Source organism: Streptomyces sp. NPDC045026 (assembly GCF_056432625.1).
The window spans coordinates 150,880-171,077 of record NZ_JBWKIS010000001.1 but is presented as its reverse complement, the minus strand read 5'-3'; the positions used below and the strand labels follow the sequence as shown (position 1 = coordinate 171,077).

The following is a 20,198-nucleotide window of genomic DNA, read 5'->3' as shown; positions in this document are numbered from 1 at the left end:
CGCTCTCAGCTCTGCCCCAGCCCGGCCGCGAACTCCGCGAACCAAGCCAGCATCTCGGGGCGGGTCACCGCGCCTTCCGCGCTGACATCCGTGACGCGGGCGCCCTGGAGGATGCGCTTGACGGGGACCTCCAGCTTCTTGCCCGTCAGGGTGCGGGGCACGGCCTCGATGGGGACCACGGCGTCGGGGACGTGCCGGGGAGACAGGCTGTGCCGGATCGCGCCGACGATCTCGTCGCACAGCGCGTCGTCGAACCGCTCGCCGTCCGCAGGCACCACGAACAGCGGCATGTAGTAGCGGCCGTCCGCCAGTTCGGCGCCGATGACAAGGCTGTCCGCGATCCGCGGGAGCCGTTCGACGACGGCGTAGAGGTCGGCGGATCCCATGCGCACGCCCATGCGGTTGAGCGTGGAGTCGGAGCGTCCGGCCACGACGACGGACAGGTCGGAGTCCAGGGTGACCCAGTCGCCATGCCGCCACACGCCGGGATAGACATCGAAGTAGCTGCTCCTGTAGCGCTCGTGGTCGGGGTCGTCGACGAAGTGGAGCGGCATCGACGGCAGGGGCGCCGTGACCACGAGTTCGCCCTGCTCCCCCACGAGCGGCTGCCCGGTGGCGTCCCAGGAGGCGAGGGCGACGCCCAGGGAGGGGCCGGAAAGCCGGCCCGTGCGCACCGGCAGCAGCGGGGAGCCTCCGGCGAGCACCGAGCAGATGTCGGTGCCGCCGCAGATCGACTGGAGCCGCGCGTCGGGGGCGAGCCGGTCGTGGACCCAGCCCCAGGTGCTGTCAGGCATCGCCGATCCCGTCTGCAGGATCGTCCGCAGCGCGCCGAGGTCCGTATCGGCGGCCGGGTGGGCACCCGCCTTCTCCGCCGCGATCAGGTAGGCGGCACCGACGCCGACCTTCGTGGCGCGGGTGCGTTCGGCGATCCGCCAGAGACCGTTGATGTCGGGGTGGGTGGGGCTGCCGTCGTAGAGGACGAGCGTGCTGCCGTGAAGGAGGCCCGCGACCATGAAGTTCCACACCATCCAGCTGGTGGAGGTGTGGAAGAGGTAGCGGTCGTCGGCGCGCAGGTCCACGCCGAGCCCGAGTGCCTTGAGCAGTTCGACGACGATGCCGCCGTGGCCGTGAACGATTCCCTTCGGGACGCCGGTGGTGCCCGAAGACCAGAGGATCCACAGTGGATGGTCGAACGCCATGTCGGCGTAAGCGAGTTGGGCTTCGCGGTCGGCCAGGTCGGACCAGTTGTGCTGCGTCACGTCCGGCCGCCGTGACCATGCCGGTCCACCGGCGGACGCGTGCAGGCGGTCGACGACGACGAGGTGGTGGACCGTGGGCAGGCCGTCGAGGATCTCGGCGATGTGCGGGCGCCGGTCGTACTCCTTGCCGCCGTGGGCGTAGCCGTCCGCGGCGACCAGGACCGTCGGCCGGGCCTGGCGCAGCCTGGCGAGGACGCTGGGCGTGCCGAATTCGGGTGCGCAGACCGTCCAGGTCGCGCCGACGGCGGCGGTGGCCAGGAGGGCGACCACGGTCTGCGGAATGTTCGGCAGGTACCCGGCGACGCAGTCACCGGGGCCGACGCCCATCTCGCGCAGGGCCGCGGCCGTGCCCGCCACTTCCTGGGTGAGCCTGTCCCAGGAGATCTCCACGGCGTCGCCGGTCTCGGACACGGCGATGAGCGCGGGGCGTTCGTCGGTGGCGTGGGCGAGGCACTGCTGCGCGAAGTTGAGGCGTGCTCCGGTGAACCAGGTCGCGCCGGGCATCCTCGCGTCGGCCAGGACCTCGTCGTAGCCGCTGACCGCATCCAGGCCGTAGAACTCCCACACGGCCGACCAGAAGCCTGGCAGGTCGTCGGTGCTCCACCGCCACAGCTCGGCGTAGTCGGTGAACGAAAGTCCCCGCTCCTGTGCCAACCAGGCCAGGAACTCCGTGATGTTGGAGTTCCGCGCGCTCATGCCGACACCTTCGGGTCCGGCGTCGTACGGCAGCCGAAGGCCTGGAGGAATTCCACGGCGCGGGGCCACTCGCCGTACCCGGAGGCGGGGTTGAGGTGTCCCACCGGGCCGAGGTCCACCAGACGGCTGCCCCACGCGTCGGCCAGTGCGGCGACCCTCTCGAAGCGGGCCAGGGGGTCGTTCGTGCTCGCCGCGACGACGCTGGGGAACGGCAGTGTGGCACTCGGCGTCGGCAGCCAGCCGTTCTCACGCAGGACCTGCGGTCCGGGGTAGCCGTCCGGCAACGGGGATTCGAAGTCGGGCGGCGTCGCGAGGAGGGCGCCATGCACCGGGCGGGTGTGCCGGGCCGCCCAGTGGACGGTGGTGAGCACGCCGGCGCTGTGCGCGACGAGCACGACCGGTCCCACGATGCCGGACACCACGTCGTTCAGAGCGGTGACCTGAGCGTCACAGCTCAGCCTGAGGTCCGTCAGGGGCGGCACGGTTACACAACCGGGGAGGCGGGCGGCGAGGGCCGTCTGCCAGTGGTCGGGGACGTGGTCGCGCAGGCCGGGCACGAGCACGACCGTGGGCGCGGGAACGGGGTTCATATGGAGATCTCCGTCATTTCGAGGGCCGGGGCCGGGGCCGACGCCGAGACGAGGCCCTTGTCGTAGTGGCGTCTGCCGAGGGCGAAGGCCAGGCCCGCCACGACGGCGACGAGCGGGACCAGGCGGAGTGCGCCGTCCAGGCCCATGCGGTCGGCGAGCATGCCGGTCACCGCGGGACCGGGCGCCAGGCCCAGCAGACTGTTGGCGAGGGTGAGCGTCGCCATGGCCGTCGCCGCGACGGCAGCCGGTGTCAGGCTCGCCACCATGGCGGCGGCGGGTCCCGCCGTGGCGTTGGAAAGCAGCGTCCCGGCGCCCACGAGGAGGAGTTGCGGTACGCCGGGCGGGACTTGGAACCCGCCGGTGAGCAGGACCAGCGAGCCGAAGCTGCACACGATGGCGACGGTCCACTTGAGGTGGGGGTTGTTGCGGCCGAGCCGGTCGCTGACGATGCCGCCGCCGATCATGCCGATCCCGGTGATCAGCGCGAAGCCTCCGGCGGCAAGTCCGGCCTTGCCGGGCGGCAGGCCGTAGTAGCGGTCGAGGAAGCTGGGCATCCAGGCCAGCAGTGCCATCGCGATGAACATCTGGAGGCCGCTTCCGACGTAGGCGCACAGCACGGACACCGACGAGAACAGCCGGGGCAGCAGCGCCCGTACCGGGCCTCCCGTACCCGGCGCCCGTACCGGGCCTCCCGTACCCGGTGCGGGGCCGGTGCCGTAGCCGGCCGGCGCCAGTCTCCGCTCCGTCACGACGACGCCGTAGACCGCGGCCAAGACCAGTCCGAGCAGGCCCATGATGCCGAACGTCCAGCGCCAGCCGAGGTGTTGGGCCACCACACCGCCGATCGACACTCCGAGTACGGATCCGAAGGCGCCGCCCGCGATGAACGCGCCGGACAGAGTGGCCCGCAGGCCCGCCGGGAACACACTCAGCACCACCGCGATGCCGACGCTCCCGTACGCCGCCTCGCCCACTCCCACCATGAAGCGGCCCAGGAACATCTGTCCGTAGCCGGCGGCGACGGCGCAGCCCAGGGTCGCCACGCTCCACACCACCGCCGCGAGGACCAGGCTCCTGACCCGGCCCCAGCGGTCCGCGAGCAACGACAGCGGAAAGGTCAGCACGCCCACCATCAGGGCGACGATGCCACTCAGCGACCCCAACTGGGCGTCGGAGAGCAGCCATTCGGCCTTCAGCAGCGGGAACACCGCGTTCAGTACCTGCCGCGACATGTAGTCGGACAGCAACAGCCCAAAACTGAGGGCGAACACCAGCCACGCGTAGCGACGGGTCATCGGCTCAGCAGGGCCTGTCACCGGCGATGCCGGCGCGCTCCATCTTGCGGACGGCGGGCCCGTAGTCCTGGACCGCGTAGTGCTGGGTGGAGCGGTTGTCCCAGAGAGCGACGCTGTTCGGGGTCCAGCGCCAGCGGACCTGGTACTCGGGGACGGCCGCCTGGCTCGTGAGGTAGTTGAGCAGGTGACTCGCGCCGGGCGCGTGGTCCTGGCCGAACCGCACGTTCTCGGGGGTGTGGTAGTTGACGAAGTGGGTGGTGAACGAGTTGACGAAGAGAATCTTCTCGCCGGTCTCGGGGTGGGTGCGCACGACCGGGTGCTCGGCGTCCGGGTAGCGGGCGTTGAGCTGGTGGCGCTGTTCCGTGGGCATGACCGCGCCGAAGCTCGCCTCGATGCTGTGCCGGGCCCGCAGCCCGTCGATCTGGGTGCGGATGTGCTCGGGGAGCCTGCGGTAGGCCTCGGCCATGTTGACCCAGATCGTGTCGCCGCCGACCTCGGGCGTCTCGACGCAGCGGAGCAGGGCGCCCATGGGCGGGCGGTCGCGCCAGGTCGCGTCGCAGTGCAGGGCGTTCTCGTAGTGCTCGGGCTTGCTGTCCAGGTCCTTGTAGATGCGGACGAGGCCCGGGTGGTCGGGGTCGCTGCCGAGGACCGGGTGGTCCTCCAGCGGGCCGAGCCGGGAGGCGAACGCGACGTGCTCGGCGCGGCTCATGTCCTGGTCGCGCAGGAACAACACCTTGTGGCGGAGCAGGAGTTCCTTGATCTTGGCGTAGAGCGCGTCGTCATGGACGGCGTCGCCGAGCTGGACGCCGTGCAGTTCGGCGCCGATGGTGCAGGTCAGCGGTTCGACCTGGATCCGGGTGCGGGCAGCGGTCCGGGGCATGGGTGCTCTCCAGGGGTACGGGGGAATGGTGGCTCACGGGACGAGGATGGACGAGCCAGTGGTGCGGCCCGCTTCCAGCGTGCGGTGCGCGGTCACGGCGTCGTCGAGGGCGAAGCGCTGGTCGACGCGGATCCCGATGCGGCCGGCGGCGACGTGGCCGAACAGTTCCCCGGCGAGGTCGTCCCGCTCGGCGGGGTCGGCGATGTAGTCGGCCAGCGCCGGACGGGTCACGAACAGCGATCCGTGCTGGACGAGTTTCATCGCGTCCAGCGGCGGCACTCCGGACGAGGTGCCGAAGCAGACCAGCAGGCCGCGGCGGCGCAGCGAGGCCATGGACCCGGCGACCGTGTCCTTGCCGACACTGTCGAGGACGAGCGGGACACCGACCCCGTCGGTCAGCTCCCGCACGCGCTCCGCGACGTTCTCCTGCCGGTACAGGATGGTGTGGTCGCAGCCGTGGGCGCGGGCGAGTTCGGCCTTCTCCTCCGTGGACACGGTGCCGATGACGGTGAGGCCGAGGAGCTTCGCCCACTGGCAGACGATCAGCCCCACGCCGCCCGCGGCGGCGTGCAGCAGGATCGTGTCCCCGGGCTTCAACGGGTGGATACGGCGCAGCAGGTACGAGGCGGTGAGGCCGCGCATGGTCATGGCGGCCGCGGTCTCGCAGTCGATGCCGTCGGGGAGCCGGATCAGGGAATCGGCGGGCATGACCCGCTCGGAGCTGTACGCGCCGAGCGGGCTGCCGGTGTACGTGACGCGGTCGCCCTCGCCGACGTGAGTGACGCCCTGGCCGACGGCCTCGACGACACCGGCGGCCTCGACACCGATTCCCGTGGGCAGCGGTGCCGGGTACAGGCCGGTGCGGAAGTAGGTGTCGGCGAAGTTGAGGCCGACGGCCTCGTGCCGGACCCGGACCTCGCCGGGCCCGGGGGTGCCGACGGTGACCTGTTCGCGGCGCAGGACCTCGGGGGCGCCGGTCTCGTGGAAGCGGATGGCGTATGCCACGGGATGCTCTCTTCGTTCGGCTTGTTCAGCGTGTGCGGTGTGTGCTGCTTGTTCGGCTTGTCCGGCTGCCGTCAGCGGGCGGATCCGCCGAGCATGAAGCCGCGCTGGCCCGGACGCCGGTTGGGCACCATGCCGAGCGCGGCCAGGGTCTCGTCGGCTCCGGTGTAGTACTCGCCGATGTGGTAGATCTCCTTGGCCTCCGCGCCGTTCGCGATGTCGCGGCCGAGCGTGTCGGCGATGCCGACCATCTGCTCGACCTGCTGCACGGAGCTCATGGGTTCGCCCTTGCGGGCCCACAGGTTGTCCTCGTTGCCCACGCGGACGTGGACGCCGAGGGCGATAGCGATGGCGTTCATGGGGGCGACGGCGCGCATCGAGGACTCGATGGTGAGGACGGCGCCGTCGGGAACACGGCGGACGAACTCGATGAGGTCGGCCGGGTGGCGCCCGGAGAACCCGCCACCGATTGCCACGTAGTTGAGGACCAGGGGGCCGGTGTACACGCCGCTGCGGATGAGACGCTCGACGGTCTCCAGCTGGGCCAGGGTGGCGAGCTGGAAGTGCGGCTGGATGTCGTTCGCGTGCAGACGCTTGAGGTGTTCGAGGTAGAAGTCGGGGCCCGCCTCGACGACCATGTCCCGGTACGCCGCGTAGTAGTCGGGCTTGGCGATGGAGGTCCCGGCGAGGTCGTCGTCGGACATGATCTCGACGATGTTCATCTGGCTGGTGTTGATGGCGATCGTCACCTGGTCGGGCCGCGGGTCGAGTTCGGCCAGCAGGTGGCGGGTGTCGTAGCTGAGCCACTTCGCCTCGGAGCCCTCGTCCTCGGGGGCGAACGAGATGGAACCACCGATCTGCAGGACCATGTCCGGGACCGCCTCGCGCAGCCGGCCGATGAGCTCGTTGAACATCGACATGCGCTTGGAGCCGTGGCCGTCGAGCTCACGTACGTGAATGTGGAGCACGGTGGCACCGGCGTTGTAGCAGTCCACGGCGGCCTGGACGTGCTCGTCCATGGTGAGGGGCAGGTCATCGGCGTCGCCGGGGAGCCACTCGGGGCCGTAGGGGGCCGCCTGGATCACCAGCTTCTGCTGGTTCTCGGGCAGCAGGGAGTCGTCGAGGAAGTGCATGGTCATCTCCTGGTACGTGGACGCGCCGGGCGGCAGGCCGTCGTGGGCACACGGCACACCGACCCAACTGATGGCTGATGCAAGGGCGTTGCCGAGTCGAGCCGCGGTGACCCTTGCGGTACGGCCACGTTAAGAGCGGGTTACGCGCGGCGCTTCACCACAGGTGACAGGAGACTTGCCAGTTGGGGACACGGCCGGTGGCCGGGTGGGGACAGGGCCGGTGGTCAGTCCTGGACAGGACCGGTGGCGGCCCGCTGAGCGCGCCATTCACGTGCGCTGCTGCCGAATTGGTCACGGAACCAACGCGAGAAGGCGCTGGGCGCGGAGAAGCCGAGGAGCCCGGCGATCTCAGTGAGGGAACGGCTCGGGTTCGCCACGAGCTGCTCGGCAAGATGCGTGCGCGTGGCGTTGACGAGCGAGGAGAAGGTCTCGTCCGACGCGGCGAGATGCCGGTGGACGGTCCTGCGGTCGACGCCGAGGCTGCCGGCGACCTGTTCGACGGAGCAGCGCCCCGTCGGCAGCAGGACCTCGATCAGCTCGCGCACCCGATCGAGCTCAGTGGTGTCCTCGGAGACCGCGATGGAGTCGAAGTACTGTCGGGCGTAGCCGCGCAGCAGGGGGTCCGACATCGCATTGGGGGTGTCGAGTTCGGTCGCGCAGAAAACGATGCCGTTGAATTCCCGGTCGAATTCCACGACGGGCCCGAAGAATCGCCGGTGTGCGGAGAGGTCGAGGGGTGCGCCGTGGGAGAAGCACACGGACAGCGGCTGCCAGCGGGCGCCGAGGAACACCCGGAGAAATCCGTGGAGCACGCCGACGGCCAGCTCGACGGACTGCCGGGCCTCACGCGCCTCGCCGTCGAGGCTCACCTTCACCGTGGCGAGCCCGTTCGTCTCCGTGAGCCTGCTGCGCAGCATCTCGTTGTACATACGCTCGTGGCGCACCAGGAGCCGGAGGGCGCTGCGCGCGTCGGGCTCCTCGCGCAGGACGAGGCTGATCGGGCCGAGGTTGGAGAAACGGCGCCGCTCCGCCAGGAGCAGGCCGAAGTCCTCGCGCCGCGCCGCTGCCGCCGACAGTTCGAGCAGCTCGGCGACGGCCGCGCCGGGGATCCAGCGGTCCTGAATCGTGAGTCCGACGGGGTCGAGGCCCACGCGCTTCATGAGGGCACGTGGGTCGATGCCGAGGGACTGGCTGACCTCGATGTAGCGGCTCAGTGCCGCGTTGCGGACCAGCGGTTTCATCGGCGCGCTCCAGAGCTGTGTCCCAGATTGATAAGTCATTCGTCCCGTGACGTCAAGCGATGCCCGGGGTCGTGACTTAGCGTGGCACCACCGCGAAGGTCGCACGGAATTCTGATGGAAGACACCTTGGCAAAGTATCGACCCCTTGAAAAGGGGTCGATACAGCGGCGATAGAGGCCGCGAAAGAGCCGGTGAATACAGGTCTCGGCACCTGCTTCTCACGGAATTCCCCGGCGGAGAAAGGATGAATGTGGTGCGTGGTCGATCCTCAGAACTTCCCCGCCGCCCCTGCACCGGTCCGGCCGTGTGGCGGGGCCGGGATCTCGCAGCCTCCCGCGCCTGGGCGCTGCACCTGTCACCGGCCCGTCTCGACGAGCTGGACGCGGCCCTGCGGACGGTGCGCGCCCGGGGCACGCCTCTGTTGAAGGTGACGGCCGGCGACTTCCCGCTGCCGACCCTGGCGGGCGAGCTGCGGAGCGCGGCCGACGAGCTGGAGAACGGCCGGGGCTTCGTGCTGGTACGAGGCATCCCGGTGGAGCGGTACAGCGAGGAGGCGGCCGGCGTCCTCCTGTGGGGTGTGGGACAGCACCTCGGCATCCCGGTGTCGCAGGACGCGACCGGTCACATGCTCAGACATCTGCGGGACGCGCCCGACGCACGGGCCGCGCTGTCGCCGCGCACCGAAGCGGCCGACGCGCTCGCGCTGCTGTGCCTGCGGGCGGACGGCTCCAGCGGGCGTACGACACTCGCCGGCTCGGCGGCGGTGCACAATGCCGTGCTGGCTCGTCGGCCCGAGCTCCTGGACGGCCTGAGCCGTACACACTTCCTGGACCGCCGCGGAGAACAGCTCCCGGGCCAACTCCCCTGGCAGGCCCTGCCGCTCGCCCACCGGGACGGGGAGAGGCTCAGCCTGCGCTACGACCGCGGCCGCCTGGAGTCGGCGCAGCGGTTTCCCGAGGTACCGCGCCTGAGTTCGGCCGATCGGGAGCTTTTCGACCTGATGGACGAGGCGGCCTCATCGCCGGAGCTGCGCCTCGACATCGACCTCGCCCCCGGCGACCTGCTGCTGCTCAACAATCACGCGGTACTGCACACCTGCGCACCGCACGACGAGGACGGGCCGCGGCGCGAACAGCCGGGGCACTTGGTGCAGTTGTGGCTGACGCCTCATCAATCACGCGTCCTGCCGCCGGAGTTCTGGGGCGATGAGCACTCCGGCACCGGCGGGCGCGGTGGGGTCACGCCTCGCGATGTGATCACCCCGCACATCCCCACACCCCGATGAAAGGTAAGCAGCCACATGTCCGACCTCTGCGCACTCCTGGCGCGTTCGGCCCGGTCCCACGCTGACCGGACCGCCGTCCGTCAGGGCAGCAGCGTCCTCACGTACGGGGAACTCGACGACCTGACCGCCCGGTTCGCGGCCCTGTTGCGGACCAGGGGCGTGCGCGCGGGCGACCGGGTGGCGATGGTCCTGCCCAACGTCGTGCACTTTCCCGTCGTGTACCACGGCATCCTCCGCGCGGGCGCCGTCGTGGTCCCGATGAATCCGCTGCTGAAGTCGGACGAGATGGCGTTCGTGCTGCAGGACTGTGCCGCCCGGTTCGTGGTGGCCGCACCTTCCGCCTCCGGCGAGGCCGTTCCGGCGGCGGCGATGGCCGGCGCGGAGTGCCTGGTCGCGGACCCGGCGGCCCTCGACGCGCAGCTGCGCCTGGCCGTGCCGATGACCGAAGCGGCCGTGAACGCCGACGACGACACCGCGGTGATCCTCTACACCTCCGGCACGACCGGGACGCCCAAGGGTGCCGAGCTGACGCACCGCAATCTGGTGACCAACGCGCTGACGGCGGCCCGGACGCTGCTGTGCGTGGGGCCGGACGACGTCCTGTTCGGCGGACTCCCGCTGTTCCACGCCTTCGGGCAGACCTGCGCCATGAACACCGCGGTCGCGGTGGGCGCCTGCCTGACCCTCCTGCCTCGCTTCGACGCGGCGGCGGCACTGGAGATACTCCGCCGCGACGAGGTGACCGTCTTCCTGGGCGTGCCCACGATGTTCACCGCGCTGCTCCAGACCGGCATCGGGCCGGCCCTGCCGCGGCTGCGCCTTGCGGTCTCGGGCGGCGCGTCGCTGCCCGTCGAACTGCTGCACGCCGCCGAGCGAGACCTGGGGGTCACGGTGCTGGAGGGCTACGGCCTGTCGGAGACATCACCGGTGGCCTGCTTCAACCCGCCGGACCGGCCCCGCAAGCCGGGTTCCATCGGGCTTCCCGTGCGAGGGGTCGAGTTGCGGCTCGTCGGGGATGACGGCCGGGTGGTCGGCCCCGGCGCGGTCGGCGAGCTGGCGATCCGGGGCGAGAACGTGATGAAGGGGTACTGGAACCGGCCGGACGCCACCGCAGGGGCGTTCCAGGAGGGCTGGTTCCACAGCGGTGATCTCGCCCGCGTCGACGAGGACGGCTACTACTTCATCGTCGACCGCAAGAAGGACCTCGTCATTCGCGGCGGGTACAACGTCTATCCGCGCGAGATCGAGGAGGTCCTGTACCGGCACCCGGACGTCTCGGAGGCGGCGGTGATCGGTGTGCCCGATCCGGCGCGCGGCGAGGAGGTGGCGGCCGTGGTGGTGCTCCGGCCCGGCGCGGGCACCACGACGGACGAGCTGCGCGACTACGTAAGGCAGCGGGTGGCGGCCTACAAGTACCCGCGGATCGTGAGATTCGTCGACGCGCTGCCCAAGGGGGCGACCGGCAAGATCCTCAAGCGGGACATCGTGCTCGCCCCGCCGGCACCTTCGGGAGCCTGATCCGGCGACACACTCGAATCCGGCCGGAACGGCCCTCTGTGCGACACGCCATCCCTCAAATGGGTAACCAACCCCGCACGGGTGATGCGAAAAGGAGATGACAGTTTCCCCACGGGGTCAGCGGCTCACCGCGGTCTCCCGGCCGATGCGCGACAGCTTCTCGGGGTTGCGTACGGCGTAGAGCCCAGCGATGAGGCCGTTGTCGATGTGCACCACCATGACGGTGTCGACGTCGCCGCCCTGCCGGAGAACGAGCGCCGGGTAGCCGTTGACCTGGGCCGGGCGGAGAGACATCGCGGCGTCGATCCTGCCCAGCACCTGGGCCACCTTGTCGGCGCCCACGACGGGCGCGAGCGCGGCCCGCACAACTCCGCCGCCGTCGGTCAGCAGGACGACGTCCGGCGCGATCATGTCGAGCAGGCTCTGCAGATCGCCCGTTTCGATCGCCTGCTGGAACGCGGCCAGCGCACCGCGGGTCTCGGCCGGGGAGATGACCTCGCGCGGGCGGCGCGCCGCCACATGGGCCCTGGCCCGGTGCGCGATCTGGCGGACCGCGGCGGGGCTCTTGTCCACGGCTTCCGCGATCTCGTCGTACCCCAGATCGAACACCTCACGGAGCACGAACACCGCCCGTTCGGTCGGCGCGAGTGTCTCCAGGACCAACAGCATGGCCATCGAGACGCTGTCGGCCAGCTCGACGTCCTCCGCCACGTCCGGCGCGGTCAGCAGCGGTTCGGGCAGCCAGGGCCCGACATAGGACTCCTTGCGGCGGCGGAGGGTACGCAGTCGGCTCAGAGCCTGGCGCGTGGTGATCCGGACCAGGTAGGCGCGCTGATCCCGCACCGTTTCGAGGTCGACAGCCACCCAGCGCAACCAGGTCTCCTGAAGGACGTCCTCCGCGTCGGCCGCCGAGCCGAGCATCTCGTAGGCGACGGTGAACAGCAGATTGCGATGGGCGACGAACGCCTCGGTGGCGGTGTCCGTGCGGCCGTCACGGACGTCGTCCGCCGCCGCGTCGGTGGTTCGCTCGGTGGGCTCGCTCATGGCCGGCTCCTGCCTGTTCTCTCGCGACCGTGTCACGCACAAGACGCCGCCCCTCGCCGTCCTGTGACACCCAGGCTCAGTGGTCTACGTCACATTGCCGTGCTGTCACAGGATCGGCGCGGGCGGCATCTCGTGTTCGTCAGGCCGCGGCGCGAAACGATGCGCACGGCACGCGATGCACGTATGAGGAGACATCGTCATGGAACTCCGTATGAACCTGTTCGGCACCGAGATCGGCACCAAGATCGGCAAGCGGATCTATGCCGTCAGCCAGGTGATCCAGGAGTCGCCGCTGCCGAAGACCACCCAGGAGCTGGTGCAGCTGCGCGCCAGCCAGATCAACGGCTGCGGCTTCTGCGTCGACATCCACGGCAAGGACGCCGCAGCCGGCGGCGAGACCCAGGCCCGCCTGAACCTCGTTGCCGCCTGGCGCCACTCCACCGTGTTCACCGAGGCCGAGCGGGCCGCGCTGGCGCTCACCGAGGAGGGCACGCGCATCGCCGACAACGGCCGGGGCGTGTCCGACGAGACGTGGGCCCAGGTGCGCAAGCACTACGACGACGACCAGGCCGTCGCGCTGGTCTCCCTGATCGCCATGATGAACGCGACCAACCGGCTCGGCGTGATCCTGAACAATCAGGGCGGCTCCTACGAGCCCGGCAACCTCGCCTCGATCGCGAACTGATCACCAGGTGCGTCAGGGAGCCGGCCCGGGATCCTTCGATCCGGGCCGGCCCGGTGTACCCATCCTCCGGTGCATTTGATCTCCGATCCATTAGACGCCGCTGAAGAGGCGCTCCGGCATCAGGCGGCCAGGCGGTTCAACTGCCGGTCGTGCCACCTGCTGAGCAGCAGCAGCGAGACCGTGGCGCCGATCAGCGCGCAGAACATGTCCCACTGGGTGTCCCACACATCGCCCTGCATGGCCAGGAAGGCGTCCGCCCCGTGCCCGCCGATGACCACCGCCACCCACTCGAACATCTCGAAGAGCGCGCTGAACGCCAGGCACGCGCAGACCGTGAGCGGCGCCAGCCATCGGCTGCCGCGCAGCGGAGACGTCCGGACCAACAACTCCCTTACCAGGACGGCCGGCACGAAGCCCTGCATCAGATGTCCGAACCGGTCGTACGGATTCCGGGACAGGCCCAGCCCGTCCTGCAGTACGTCGGTTGTTCGGGCGTGCTCCACGGGTACCTCCCAGCACCTGGCCCCAGGAACCGGCCCCGCGCTCCATCGTCGTCCGCCGCCGCGCCGGGGGCGATCCCGGCGCCCGCTCCTCCCTGCCCTGCGCGACGGACCGCTGTCCACGTGCTGGGCGGTCAAGTGGCAGATCTTGGTCGTCGGCCGGCGACTCAGCAGGTCAGAGCGGTGCGACTGGAGCCGTCAGGTGGCGCAATGCTGCCGCAACACCACCGGAGCCGCGGCGCCGGTACGTTCCCTGCCATGCCAGCCGAACGTATCCCCGCCTCGCTTCCGGTCGCCGCCGCGCGCCGTCGGCGGCTGCGTGCGGACCAGGCCCGGCAGCTCGCGGATCTGCTGCGCCACCAGATCCTGTCGGGCGGGTTTCCACGCGGCGTCCTCCCCCTAGAGGACGTCATCGCCGCCGACTACCGGGCCAGCCGCAACACCGTCCGGCAGGCCCTCGACCTGCTGCGCGGCGAGCAGCTCGTGGACCGCAAGGTCGGCGTCGGCACCGTCGTGGTCTGCGAGAAGTACCCGCACGGCCTCGACCGGCTGCAAGGCCTGGCCGAGACCCTGCACGAGCACGGCCGGGTCACCAACGAGGTGCGTACCGTCGGACCGGTCAGCGCTCCCGGCCCGGTGGCGCGCCGGCTCGGTCTGCCCGACCACACCGACGTGCTCTGTATCGAGCGGCTGCGGCGTCTCAACGGGCTGCCGCTGTCCCTGGACCTGTCGTATCTGCCCATGGATCTGGGCGGCGAGCTGCTCCGCTGCGATCTGGAGAACACCGACGTGTTCCGGCTCCTGGAGACGCTGACCGGCGGCCCGCTGGGGCATGCCGAGATCACTCTCGAAGCCGTGAACGCCGACGCGCACTCCGCCGCGGTCCTCGAGGCCCCGCGCGGGAGTGCCGTTCTGATGCTGGAGCGACTCACTCATCTGCCCGACGGGCGGCCCGTGGACCTGGAGTTCATCCGCTTCCGCGGCGACCGCATCACCATGAGCGGCGTCCTGCGCCGCCACTCAGCCTGACCCACCCCCCTTCCTGCCACCGCCCTCCCTGGAGACGGTCATGCCTGTTGTCCCGCAGCGCGCCGACGTACCCGTGACCATCGACGAGTCGCGGTGTATCGACGGCTGCACGCTCTGCGTAGACATGTGTCCGCTCGACTCGCTCGCGATCCGCGAGGACAACGGCAAGGCGTACATGCATGTCGACGAGTGCTGGTACTGCGGCCCGTGTGCGGCCCGGTGCCCCACCGGAGCGGTCACCGTCAACATGCCCTACCTGCTCCGATGAAAGGCCCAACTGCCGTGCCACATCAGACCGTTGCCCCACTCGCCCGGCTGCTGCCGCTCGCCCTCCTGCTACCCCTTGCCACGGCGTGCGGTGGCGCGGCCGGGGCCGAGGACTCCCACACCGTCACGGTGACCGTCGGATACCAGTCGAAGACCATCAACACCGTCACCGCCGGAACGCTGCTGCGCTCGCTCGGCTACTTCGAGGAGGAACTCGCGGCCCGGGGGAGGAAGGACGGCAAGACCTACAAAGTGAAATGGCAGGACTACGCGACCGGCGCCCCGATCACCGCCCAGATGACCGCCGGGAAGATCGACATCGGGTCGATGGGTGACTTCCCGCTCCTGATCAACGCGGCCCGGGGCAAGCAGCTGGGGCAGCCGACGCAGCTGGTCTCGGTCACCGGATACAACCTGCGCGGTGGCCTCAACACCATTGTCACCGCGCCTGGTTCACCACTGCGGTCACTGGGCGACCTGCGTGGCAAGAAGGTGTCCACCAGCGTCGGATCGGCCGCCGACGGCACGCTGGTACGGGCCCTGAAGAAGGCCGGGATCGACCCGGAGAAGGACATCAGCAAGCTCAACCAGCAGCCCAGCGTGGGCGCTTCCGCCCTGACCGGCGGCAGCGTCGACGCGCTGTCCCAATTCGTCGCGTGGCCCGGCCAGTTGGCGTACGAGGGCAAGGCGCAGGCCCTGTACGACGGGGCCGACCTGAATCTGCCGACGTTCCACGGTGTCACCGTCCGGGAGAAGTTCGCCGAGGAGCGCGCCGGGGTCCTCGACGACTTCCTCCAGGCTCAGCGGCGGGCCACCGACCATCTCCGCAAGCGGCCGGTGGCCGCCGCCGAGTCGGTGGCCAAGGAGACCGGGCTGCCGGCCGAGGCGGTCTATCTCTACAACGGCGCCCACGGCATCGCCACGTTCGACCCGGCGCTGCGGCCGGAGCTGATCGCCGCGCTGAAGAAGGACGTACCGATCCTGAAGGCTGCCAAGCTGGTGGGCGACGTCGACGTGGACTCCTTCGTCGACCCGGAGCCGCTGAAGCGGGCCGGGCACACACCCTCGTATCCGAAGGCGAGCGCCGCCAAGTCCGAGCTGTGGCTGAAGGGACAGGGCTCCACGCGCACCTTCGACAGTCCGAAGCAGCTCCTGAAGGCCGCGAAGGGCGCCGAGGTGCGGGCCGCATACGTTCCGGACGCGCTGACCGGCACCCTTTGGTTCGCCGACAGGGCGGTGTGGGTCGCGGACGGGTCCGACCTGCGCGCCTTCGTCACTCCGAGCCACGCGAGGACGTACGTGGAACGGCACGCCGGCGCCCGCGTCGTCAGCTACGCGGACGCCGTGGGGCTCGCGTCATGAGCGCGGGCCGCTGGCTGATCCGGGCCGCATCGCTTGCCGTGGCCCTCGGACTGTGGCAGTTGCTGACCTCCCTGGACGTCGAACTGTGGCTGCGGTTCGGCCAGTTCCCCACGTTCGGCGAGGTGGCGTCCACCTTCGGCGACCGGCTGGGCACCGCCCCGTACTGGCAGGACGTGGGCCACAGCCTGCGCCGCATCGTGATCGGATTCCTGCTCGCCGCGGCGCTCGGGGTGGCGGCGGGCACGGCGATCGCGCGGTCGCGGTGGGCCGCCGATCTGCTCGGCCCGCTGGTGGAGGTGGCACGGCCGATCCCTGCGATCGCCCTGGTCCCGGTCGCAATCCTGCTGCTGCCCAACAACGAGCAGGGCATCGTGTTCATCACCTTCACCGCGGCCTTCTTCCCGGTGCTGGTGTCTACGCGGCACGCGGTGCGCGCGCTGACGCCGGTGTGGGAGGAGGCCGTGCTCACCATGGGCGGCGGCCGGCTGCGGGTGCTGTTCTCGGTGGTGCTGCCGGGCGCGCTGCCGGGCATCTTCGGCGGACTCTCGGTGGGCATCGGCGTCGCGTGGATCTGTGTGATCTCCGCGGAGATGATCTCCGGAGAGTACGGGGTCGGCTACCGCACCTGGCAGGACTACACGGTCGTCGACTATCCCGGCGTCTTCGTCGGCATGGCCACCATCGGCGCCCTCGGCTGGCTCACCTCCACGGCGGTGGAGTTCCTCGGCCGCCGCGCCACCGCCTGGCTGCCGCGGCCGCCGGAGCGGGCACCGTCGCGTGCCGTACGCCGCGCCACCGCTCCCCCGGCAGTCCCGTCCCCCGCTCCGGCCCTGGAGAAGGAGCCCGTCTCATGAGTCCCACGAGCACTGCTCCCGTGCGTCAAGGTGCCGAACTCGCCCTGGCTGACGTGCGACTCGGCCATCGCGAGGGCCGGCCCCTGCCCGGTACCGTGCACCTCCGGATCGCGCCGGGCGAACTCGTGGCCGTTCTCGGCCCGTCCGGCTGCGGCAAATCCACGCTCCTTCGCACCCTCGCCGGGCTGCTGCCCCCGCTGAACGGGCAGGTCACCCAGGACCGGGTGCCGATCCGCGGGCCCGAGGCCGACCGGGCGCTGGTCTTTCAGGAGGACGCCCTGCTGCCGTGGCGGAGCGTCCACGCCAATGTCGAACTTCCCCTGGCGATACGGCGGTTGGGGCGCGAGGAGCGGCGACGCGTCGCGGCAGAGTGGCTGGAGCGGGTCGGCCTCGCCGGGCATGTCCGCAAGCTGCCGCACCGGCTCTCCGGCGGGCAGCGGCAGCGCGTCCAGCTCGCCCGTGCTCTGGCCGGGCGGCCCCGCGCGGTCCTCATGGACGAGCCGTTCGGCGCGCTCGACCCGCACACCCGCGCCGGTATGCAGGACCTGCTCGTGGACATCCTGCGCGGCACCGGCGCGACCGTCGTCTTCGTCACCCATGACGTGGACGAGGCCCTTTACCTCGGCGACCGGATCGCCCTGCTCTCCTCCGGCGAGGTCCTGGACGTCCCGCACCCCCGGCAGCGGGACGCACGCAACGCGCCTGCCACCACCGGCCTCCGCCGCCGCATCCTCACGTCCCTCTGACCACCCGCACCCCTGTGAAAGGCCCGCCCGTGGACACCCCCCTGGCCATCCCCGCCCTCTCCGACGCGACCGAACTCTCCTGCGACGTCCTCGTCATCGGCGGCGGCACCGCGGGCACCATGGCCGCCCTGACGGCCGCCGAACGCGGCGCGGACGTACTGCTCCTGGAGAAAGCACACGTACGGCACTCCGGCGCGCTCGCCATGGGCATGGACGGCGTCAACAACGCGGTCATCCCCGGCCGGGCCGAACCGGACGACTACGTCGCTGAGATCACTCGCGCCAACGACGGCATCGTCGACCAGTCCACCGTGCGCCAGACGGCGACCCGAGGCTTCGCGATGGTCAAGCGCCTGGAGTCGTACGGCGTGAAGTTCGAGAAGGACGAGCACGGCGAGTACGCGGTCCGCCAGGTGCACCGCTCCGGCTCTTACGTGCTGCCGATGCCGGAGGGCAAAGACGTCAAGAAGGTCCTCTACCGGCAGTTGCGGCGCCGCGAGATGCGCGAGCGGATCCGCATCGAGAACCGGGTGATGCCGGTACGGGTGCTCACGCGTCCCGAGGACGGCCGGGCCGTCGGTGCGGCCGGATTCAACACCCGTACAGGCGAGTTCGTCACCGTACGGGCGGGGGCGGTGATCCTGGCCACCGGCGCCTGCGGCCGCCTCGGCCTGCCCGCATCCGGCTATCTCTACGGGACGTACGAGAACCCTACGAACGCGGGCGACGGCTACGCGATGGCGTACCACGCCGGTGCCGCGCTCACCGGCATCGAGTGCTTCCAGATCAACCCGCTGATCAAGGACTACAACGGCCCGGCGTGCGCCTACGTCGCGAACCCGTTCGGCGGCTACCAGGTGAACCGGCACGGCGAGCGGTTCGTGGAGTCGGACTACTGGTCGGGGCAGATGATGGCCGAGTTCGCGGCCGAACTCGCCTCCGACCGCGCTCCGGTGTACCTCAAGCTCAGCCATCTGCCGGAGGAGACCATCACCGCCGTCGAGTCGATCCTGCACACGACGGAGCGGCCCACACGCGCCACGTTTCACGAGGGCCGCGGCCATGACTACCGCACGCATGACATCGAGATGCACATCTCGGAGATCGGCCTGTGCGGCGGCCATTCGGCGTCCGGCGTACGGGTCGACGCCCACGCCCGCACCACCGTCCCCCGCCTGTACGCGGCCGGCGACCTGGCCTGCGTACCGCACAACTACATGATCGGCGCGTTCGTCTTCGGGGACCTGGCGGGTGCTGACGCGTCCCAGTTCCGCGCCTACGAGGGTGAGTTGCCCGGCGACCAGCTGGCTGCCGCTCACGAACTCGTCTACCGGCCGCTGCGCAACCCCGACGGGCCGCCGCAGCCACAGGTCGAGTACAAACTGCGGCGGTTCGTGAACGACTACGTGGCGCCGCCGAAGGCCGGGGCGAAGTTGTCCCTGGCCGTGGAGGCGTTCGAACGGATGAGGGGTGAGATCGCCGGGATGGGGGCGCGGACGGCCCATGAGCTGATGCGGTGCGCGGAGGTGTCGTTCATCCGGGACTGCGCGGAGATGGCGGCGCGCGCCTCGCTGGCCAGGACCGAGTCGCGCTGGGGCCTGTACCACGAGCGGCTCGACCATCCCGAGCGGGACGACGCGGGGTGGCTGCACCATCTCGACGTCTACAAGTCCCGTGCGGGGGCCATGGAGTTCAGGGCCCGGCCGGTCGAGCCGTATGTCGTTCCGGTGCCGGAGTTCGAGCCGGTGGCGGCCGGGGCGGAGCGGGTGCTGGGCGAGGTCGCGTTGGTGCCGGTGGCGACGGCGGGGCAGCGGGACGTGGCTCCGGCCGCCCGGCCGGCGACGTCAGCCCCGGCGGCGCCCTCGCCCCGGGCCACCCGGACCCCCGCGTCGAGCCCCGCCCTCCTCGGTGTCCTCGCCCTGGCCGAGGAGTCCCCCGGCCTGGATGCCCTCTCCCCCTACCTTGCGGACTCCGACCCGGCGGTGCGGGCGGCCGCCGTCAACGTCCTCGCCGAGACGGTGCCCGCCGGGGCCGGCCCCGCGCTCGCCGCACGGCTGCGGGATGCCGCGCCCCAGGTCCGGGAGGCCGCGGCGGGCGCCCTGCGTGAACTGGTCGAAGTCCTGCCCGGCGAGCCGGAGTTGGGCGACGGCCTGCGGGCGGCACTCGGCGTGACGGACCCGGCGGTGCGGGGCGCCGCGCTTGACGTCCTACGGGAGCTGCGGCTCGGCGACGCATCGGTGTACGCCACCGCGCTTTCCGACACCGACATCGACGTCCGCATCCATGCCGTCCGGGCCCTGGTCTCGGTGGACGCGACCGCTCAGCTCTCGGCGGCCACGGCCGACCTCGCCCGCGAGGTCAGGGTCGCGGTGGCCCGCGGGCTCGCGGCGGTGCGCGACCCGGCACCGGCCCCGCTCGACCCGCTCCTCGACGACTCCGACCCGCTGGTCAGGGCGGCCGCGCTCACCGCGCTGGCCGCGACGGGCTGCCCGTCCCCGTATGCCGAACGGGCGGTGGCCGCGCTTGACGACCCCGCCTGGCAGGTCAGGGCCGGCGCCGCGACCGCCCTGCGAACGTCCCTTTCCAGCACGGCGGTTCCCGCCCTCGCCAAGGCGTCGGCGGACCCGAACGCGGACGTCCGCAAGGCCGCCGTCCTCTCACTCCTCACCCACCGCGCCGACCCCGACGCCCGCGCGGCCCTCGCCACCGCGACCACCGACTCCGACGCGGACATCCGTGCCTACGCATCCCGCTCCACGACGTGAACGCCATACGTGGCTGACCCACGACACGCGATGTCCGTGCGGGCGGC

General features: G+C 70.9%; 17 protein-coding genes and 1 pseudogene. 9 read left to right on the top strand and 9 right to left on the bottom strand.

The window, feature by feature from the left end; all coding sequences use genetic code 11:
* Positions 1-5: 5 nt before the first annotated feature.
* The 7 genes from AC07EJ_RS00745 to AC07EJ_RS00715 form a co-directional block, all read right to left on the bottom strand.
* Entirely contained in the window at positions 6-1,955 is a 1,950-nt protein-coding gene (locus AC07EJ_RS00745) for an acetoacetate--CoA ligase (protein WP_478883440.1), read from the bottom strand.
* Positions 1,952-2,545, bottom strand: a complete 594-nt coding sequence (locus AC07EJ_RS00740; RefSeq protein ID WP_478883439.1) for an RBBP9/YdeN family alpha/beta hydrolase — start codon at positions 2,543-2,545, stop codon at positions 1,952-1,954. The genes AC07EJ_RS00745 and AC07EJ_RS00740 overlap by 4 nt, the downstream gene beginning before the upstream one ends.
* The gene (locus AC07EJ_RS00735; RefSeq protein ID WP_478883438.1) at positions 2,542-3,840 is read right to left on the bottom strand and encodes an MFS transporter; all 1,299 of its coding nucleotides are present in this window, start codon (positions 3,838-3,840) and stop codon (positions 2,542-2,544) included. The genes AC07EJ_RS00740 and AC07EJ_RS00735 overlap by 4 nt, the downstream gene beginning before the upstream one ends.
* A 4-nt stretch (positions 3,841-3,844) precedes the next feature.
* Positions 3,845-4,720: a TauD/TfdA dioxygenase family protein gene (locus tag AC07EJ_RS00730; protein ID WP_478883437.1), complete on the bottom strand. Its 876-nt coding sequence runs from the start codon at positions 4,718-4,720 to the stop codon at positions 3,845-3,847.
* A gap of 33 nt (positions 4,721-4,753) precedes the next feature.
* Entirely contained in the window at positions 4,754-5,725 is a 972-nt protein-coding gene (locus tag AC07EJ_RS00725) for a quinone oxidoreductase family protein (protein ID WP_393581402.1), read from the bottom strand.
* Positions 5,726-5,796: 71 nt separating this feature from the next.
* On the bottom strand, positions 5,797-6,855 hold the full coding sequence (locus AC07EJ_RS00720) for a beta-keto acid cleavage family enzyme (protein ID WP_478883436.1): 1,059 nt from the start codon (positions 6,853-6,855) through the stop codon (positions 5,797-5,799).
* Between the two features lie 224 nt (positions 6,856-7,079).
* Complete coding sequence (locus tag AC07EJ_RS00715) at positions 7,080-8,096, bottom strand: AraC family transcriptional regulator (protein ID WP_478883435.1); 1,017 nt, start codon at positions 8,094-8,096, stop codon at positions 7,080-7,082.
* Between the two features lie 253 nt (positions 8,097-8,349).
* Between AC07EJ_RS00715 and AC07EJ_RS00710 the strand changes: the two genes are divergently transcribed.
* On the top strand, positions 8,350-9,381 hold the full coding sequence (locus AC07EJ_RS00710; protein WP_478883434.1) for a TauD/TfdA family dioxygenase: 1,032 nt from the start codon (positions 8,350-8,352) through the stop codon (positions 9,379-9,381).
* Positions 9,382-9,396: 15 nt separating this feature from the next.
* A complete protein-coding gene (locus AC07EJ_RS00705) occupies positions 9,397-10,899 on the top strand; it encodes a long-chain-fatty-acid--CoA ligase (protein ID WP_478883433.1) in 1,503 nt (500 codons plus the stop codon).
* A 117-nt stretch (positions 10,900-11,016) separates the two neighbouring features.
* Here the strand turns inward: AC07EJ_RS00705 and AC07EJ_RS00700 are convergent, their stop codons facing one another.
* The gene (locus AC07EJ_RS00700; protein ID WP_478883432.1) at positions 11,017-11,943 is read right to left on the bottom strand and encodes an RNA polymerase sigma-70 factor; all 927 of its coding nucleotides are present in this window, start codon (positions 11,941-11,943) and stop codon (positions 11,017-11,019) included.
* Positions 11,944-12,142: 199 nt separating this feature from the next.
* On the opposite strand from AC07EJ_RS00700, the gene AC07EJ_RS00695 reads away from it, so the two are divergent.
* On the top strand, positions 12,143-12,628 hold the full coding sequence (locus tag AC07EJ_RS00695) for a carboxymuconolactone decarboxylase family protein (RefSeq protein ID WP_393581405.1): 486 nt from the start codon (positions 12,143-12,145) through the stop codon (positions 12,626-12,628).
* Between the two features lie 119 nt (positions 12,629-12,747).
* On the opposite strand, the pseudogene AC07EJ_RS00690 reads toward AC07EJ_RS00695, so the two are convergent.
* A pseudogene (locus tag AC07EJ_RS00690) lies at positions 12,748-13,098 on the bottom strand (DUF2238 domain-containing protein); the annotation flags it as partial.
* A gap of 288 nt (positions 13,099-13,386) precedes the next feature.
* Between AC07EJ_RS00690 and AC07EJ_RS00685 the strand changes: the two are divergent.
* The 6 genes from AC07EJ_RS00685 to AC07EJ_RS00660 are packed head-to-tail and all read left to right on the top strand — an operon-like array spanning position 13,387 to position 20,151.
* Positions 13,387-14,157 (top strand): GntR family transcriptional regulator, encoded by a 771-nt coding sequence (locus AC07EJ_RS00685; protein WP_478883431.1) that lies wholly within the window; start codon positions 13,387-13,389, stop codon positions 14,155-14,157.
* A gap of 40 nt (positions 14,158-14,197) precedes the next feature.
* Positions 14,198-14,425 (top strand): 4Fe-4S dicluster domain-containing protein, encoded by a 228-nt coding sequence (locus AC07EJ_RS00680; protein WP_055563275.1) that lies wholly within the window; start codon positions 14,198-14,200, stop codon positions 14,423-14,425.
* On the top strand, positions 14,422-15,786 hold the full coding sequence (locus AC07EJ_RS00675) for an ABC transporter substrate-binding protein (RefSeq protein WP_478883430.1): 1,365 nt from the start codon (positions 14,422-14,424) through the stop codon (positions 15,784-15,786). Before AC07EJ_RS00680 ends, AC07EJ_RS00675 begins: the two co-directional genes overlap by 4 nt.
* Positions 15,783-16,640, top strand: coding sequence for an ABC transporter permease (locus AC07EJ_RS00670; protein ID WP_478883429.1), 858 nt, complete (start codon positions 15,783-15,785; stop codon positions 16,638-16,640). Before AC07EJ_RS00675 ends, AC07EJ_RS00670 begins: the two co-directional genes overlap by 4 nt.
* Positions 16,637-17,386 (top strand): ABC transporter ATP-binding protein, encoded by a 750-nt coding sequence (locus AC07EJ_RS00665; protein WP_478883428.1) that lies wholly within the window; start codon positions 16,637-16,639, stop codon positions 17,384-17,386. The genes AC07EJ_RS00670 and AC07EJ_RS00665 overlap by 4 nt, the downstream gene beginning before the upstream one ends.
* A 29-nt stretch (positions 17,387-17,415) precedes the next feature.
* Positions 17,416-20,151 (top strand): fumarate reductase/succinate dehydrogenase flavoprotein subunit, encoded by a 2,736-nt coding sequence (locus AC07EJ_RS00660; RefSeq protein ID WP_478883427.1) that lies wholly within the window; start codon positions 17,416-17,418, stop codon positions 20,149-20,151.
* Positions 20,152-20,198: the final 47 nt, after the last annotated feature.

Bases quoted from the DNA above. Each gene is read 5' to 3' on its own strand.
- AC07EJ_RS00740 (WP_478883439.1), bottom strand. From the start codon at position 2,545: ATGAACCCCGTTCCCGCGCCCACGGTCGTGCTCGTGCCCGGCCTGCGC.
- AC07EJ_RS00675 (WP_478883430.1), top strand. From the start codon at position 14,422: ATGAAAGGCCCAACTGCCGTGCCACATCAGACCGTTGCCCCACTCGCC.
- AC07EJ_RS00735 (WP_478883438.1), bottom strand. From the start codon at position 3,840: ATGACCCGTCGCTACGCGTGGCTGGTGTTCGCCCTCAGTTTTGGGCTG.
- AC07EJ_RS00715 (WP_478883435.1), bottom strand. From the start codon at position 8,096: ATGAAACCGCTGGTCCGCAACGCGGCACTGAGCCGCTACATCGAGGTC.
- AC07EJ_RS00720 (WP_478883436.1), bottom strand. From the start codon at position 6,855: ATGCACTTCCTCGACGACTCCCTGCTGCCCGAGAACCAGCAGAAGCTG.
- AC07EJ_RS00695 (WP_393581405.1), top strand. From the start codon at position 12,143: ATGGAACTCCGTATGAACCTGTTCGGCACCGAGATCGGCACCAAGATC.
- AC07EJ_RS00705 (WP_478883433.1), top strand. From the start codon at position 9,397: ATGTCCGACCTCTGCGCACTCCTGGCGCGTTCGGCCCGGTCCCACGCT.
- AC07EJ_RS00670 (WP_478883429.1), top strand. From the start codon at position 15,783: ATGAGCGCGGGCCGCTGGCTGATCCGGGCCGCATCGCTTGCCGTGGCC.
- AC07EJ_RS00745 (WP_478883440.1), bottom strand. From the start codon at position 1,955: ATGAGCGCGCGGAACTCCAACATCACGGAGTTCCTGGCCTGGTTGGCA.
- AC07EJ_RS00665 (WP_478883428.1), top strand. From the start codon at position 16,637: ATGAGTCCCACGAGCACTGCTCCCGTGCGTCAAGGTGCCGAACTCGCC.
- AC07EJ_RS00685 (WP_478883431.1), top strand. From the start codon at position 13,387: ATGCCAGCCGAACGTATCCCCGCCTCGCTTCCGGTCGCCGCCGCGCGC.
- AC07EJ_RS00680 (WP_055563275.1), top strand. From the start codon at position 14,198: ATGCCTGTTGTCCCGCAGCGCGCCGACGTACCCGTGACCATCGACGAG.
- AC07EJ_RS00730 (WP_478883437.1), bottom strand. From the start codon at position 4,720: ATGCCCCGGACCGCTGCCCGCACCCGGATCCAGGTCGAACCGCTGACC.
- AC07EJ_RS00700 (WP_478883432.1), bottom strand. From the start codon at position 11,943: ATGAGCGAGCCCACCGAGCGAACCACCGACGCGGCGGCGGACGACGTC.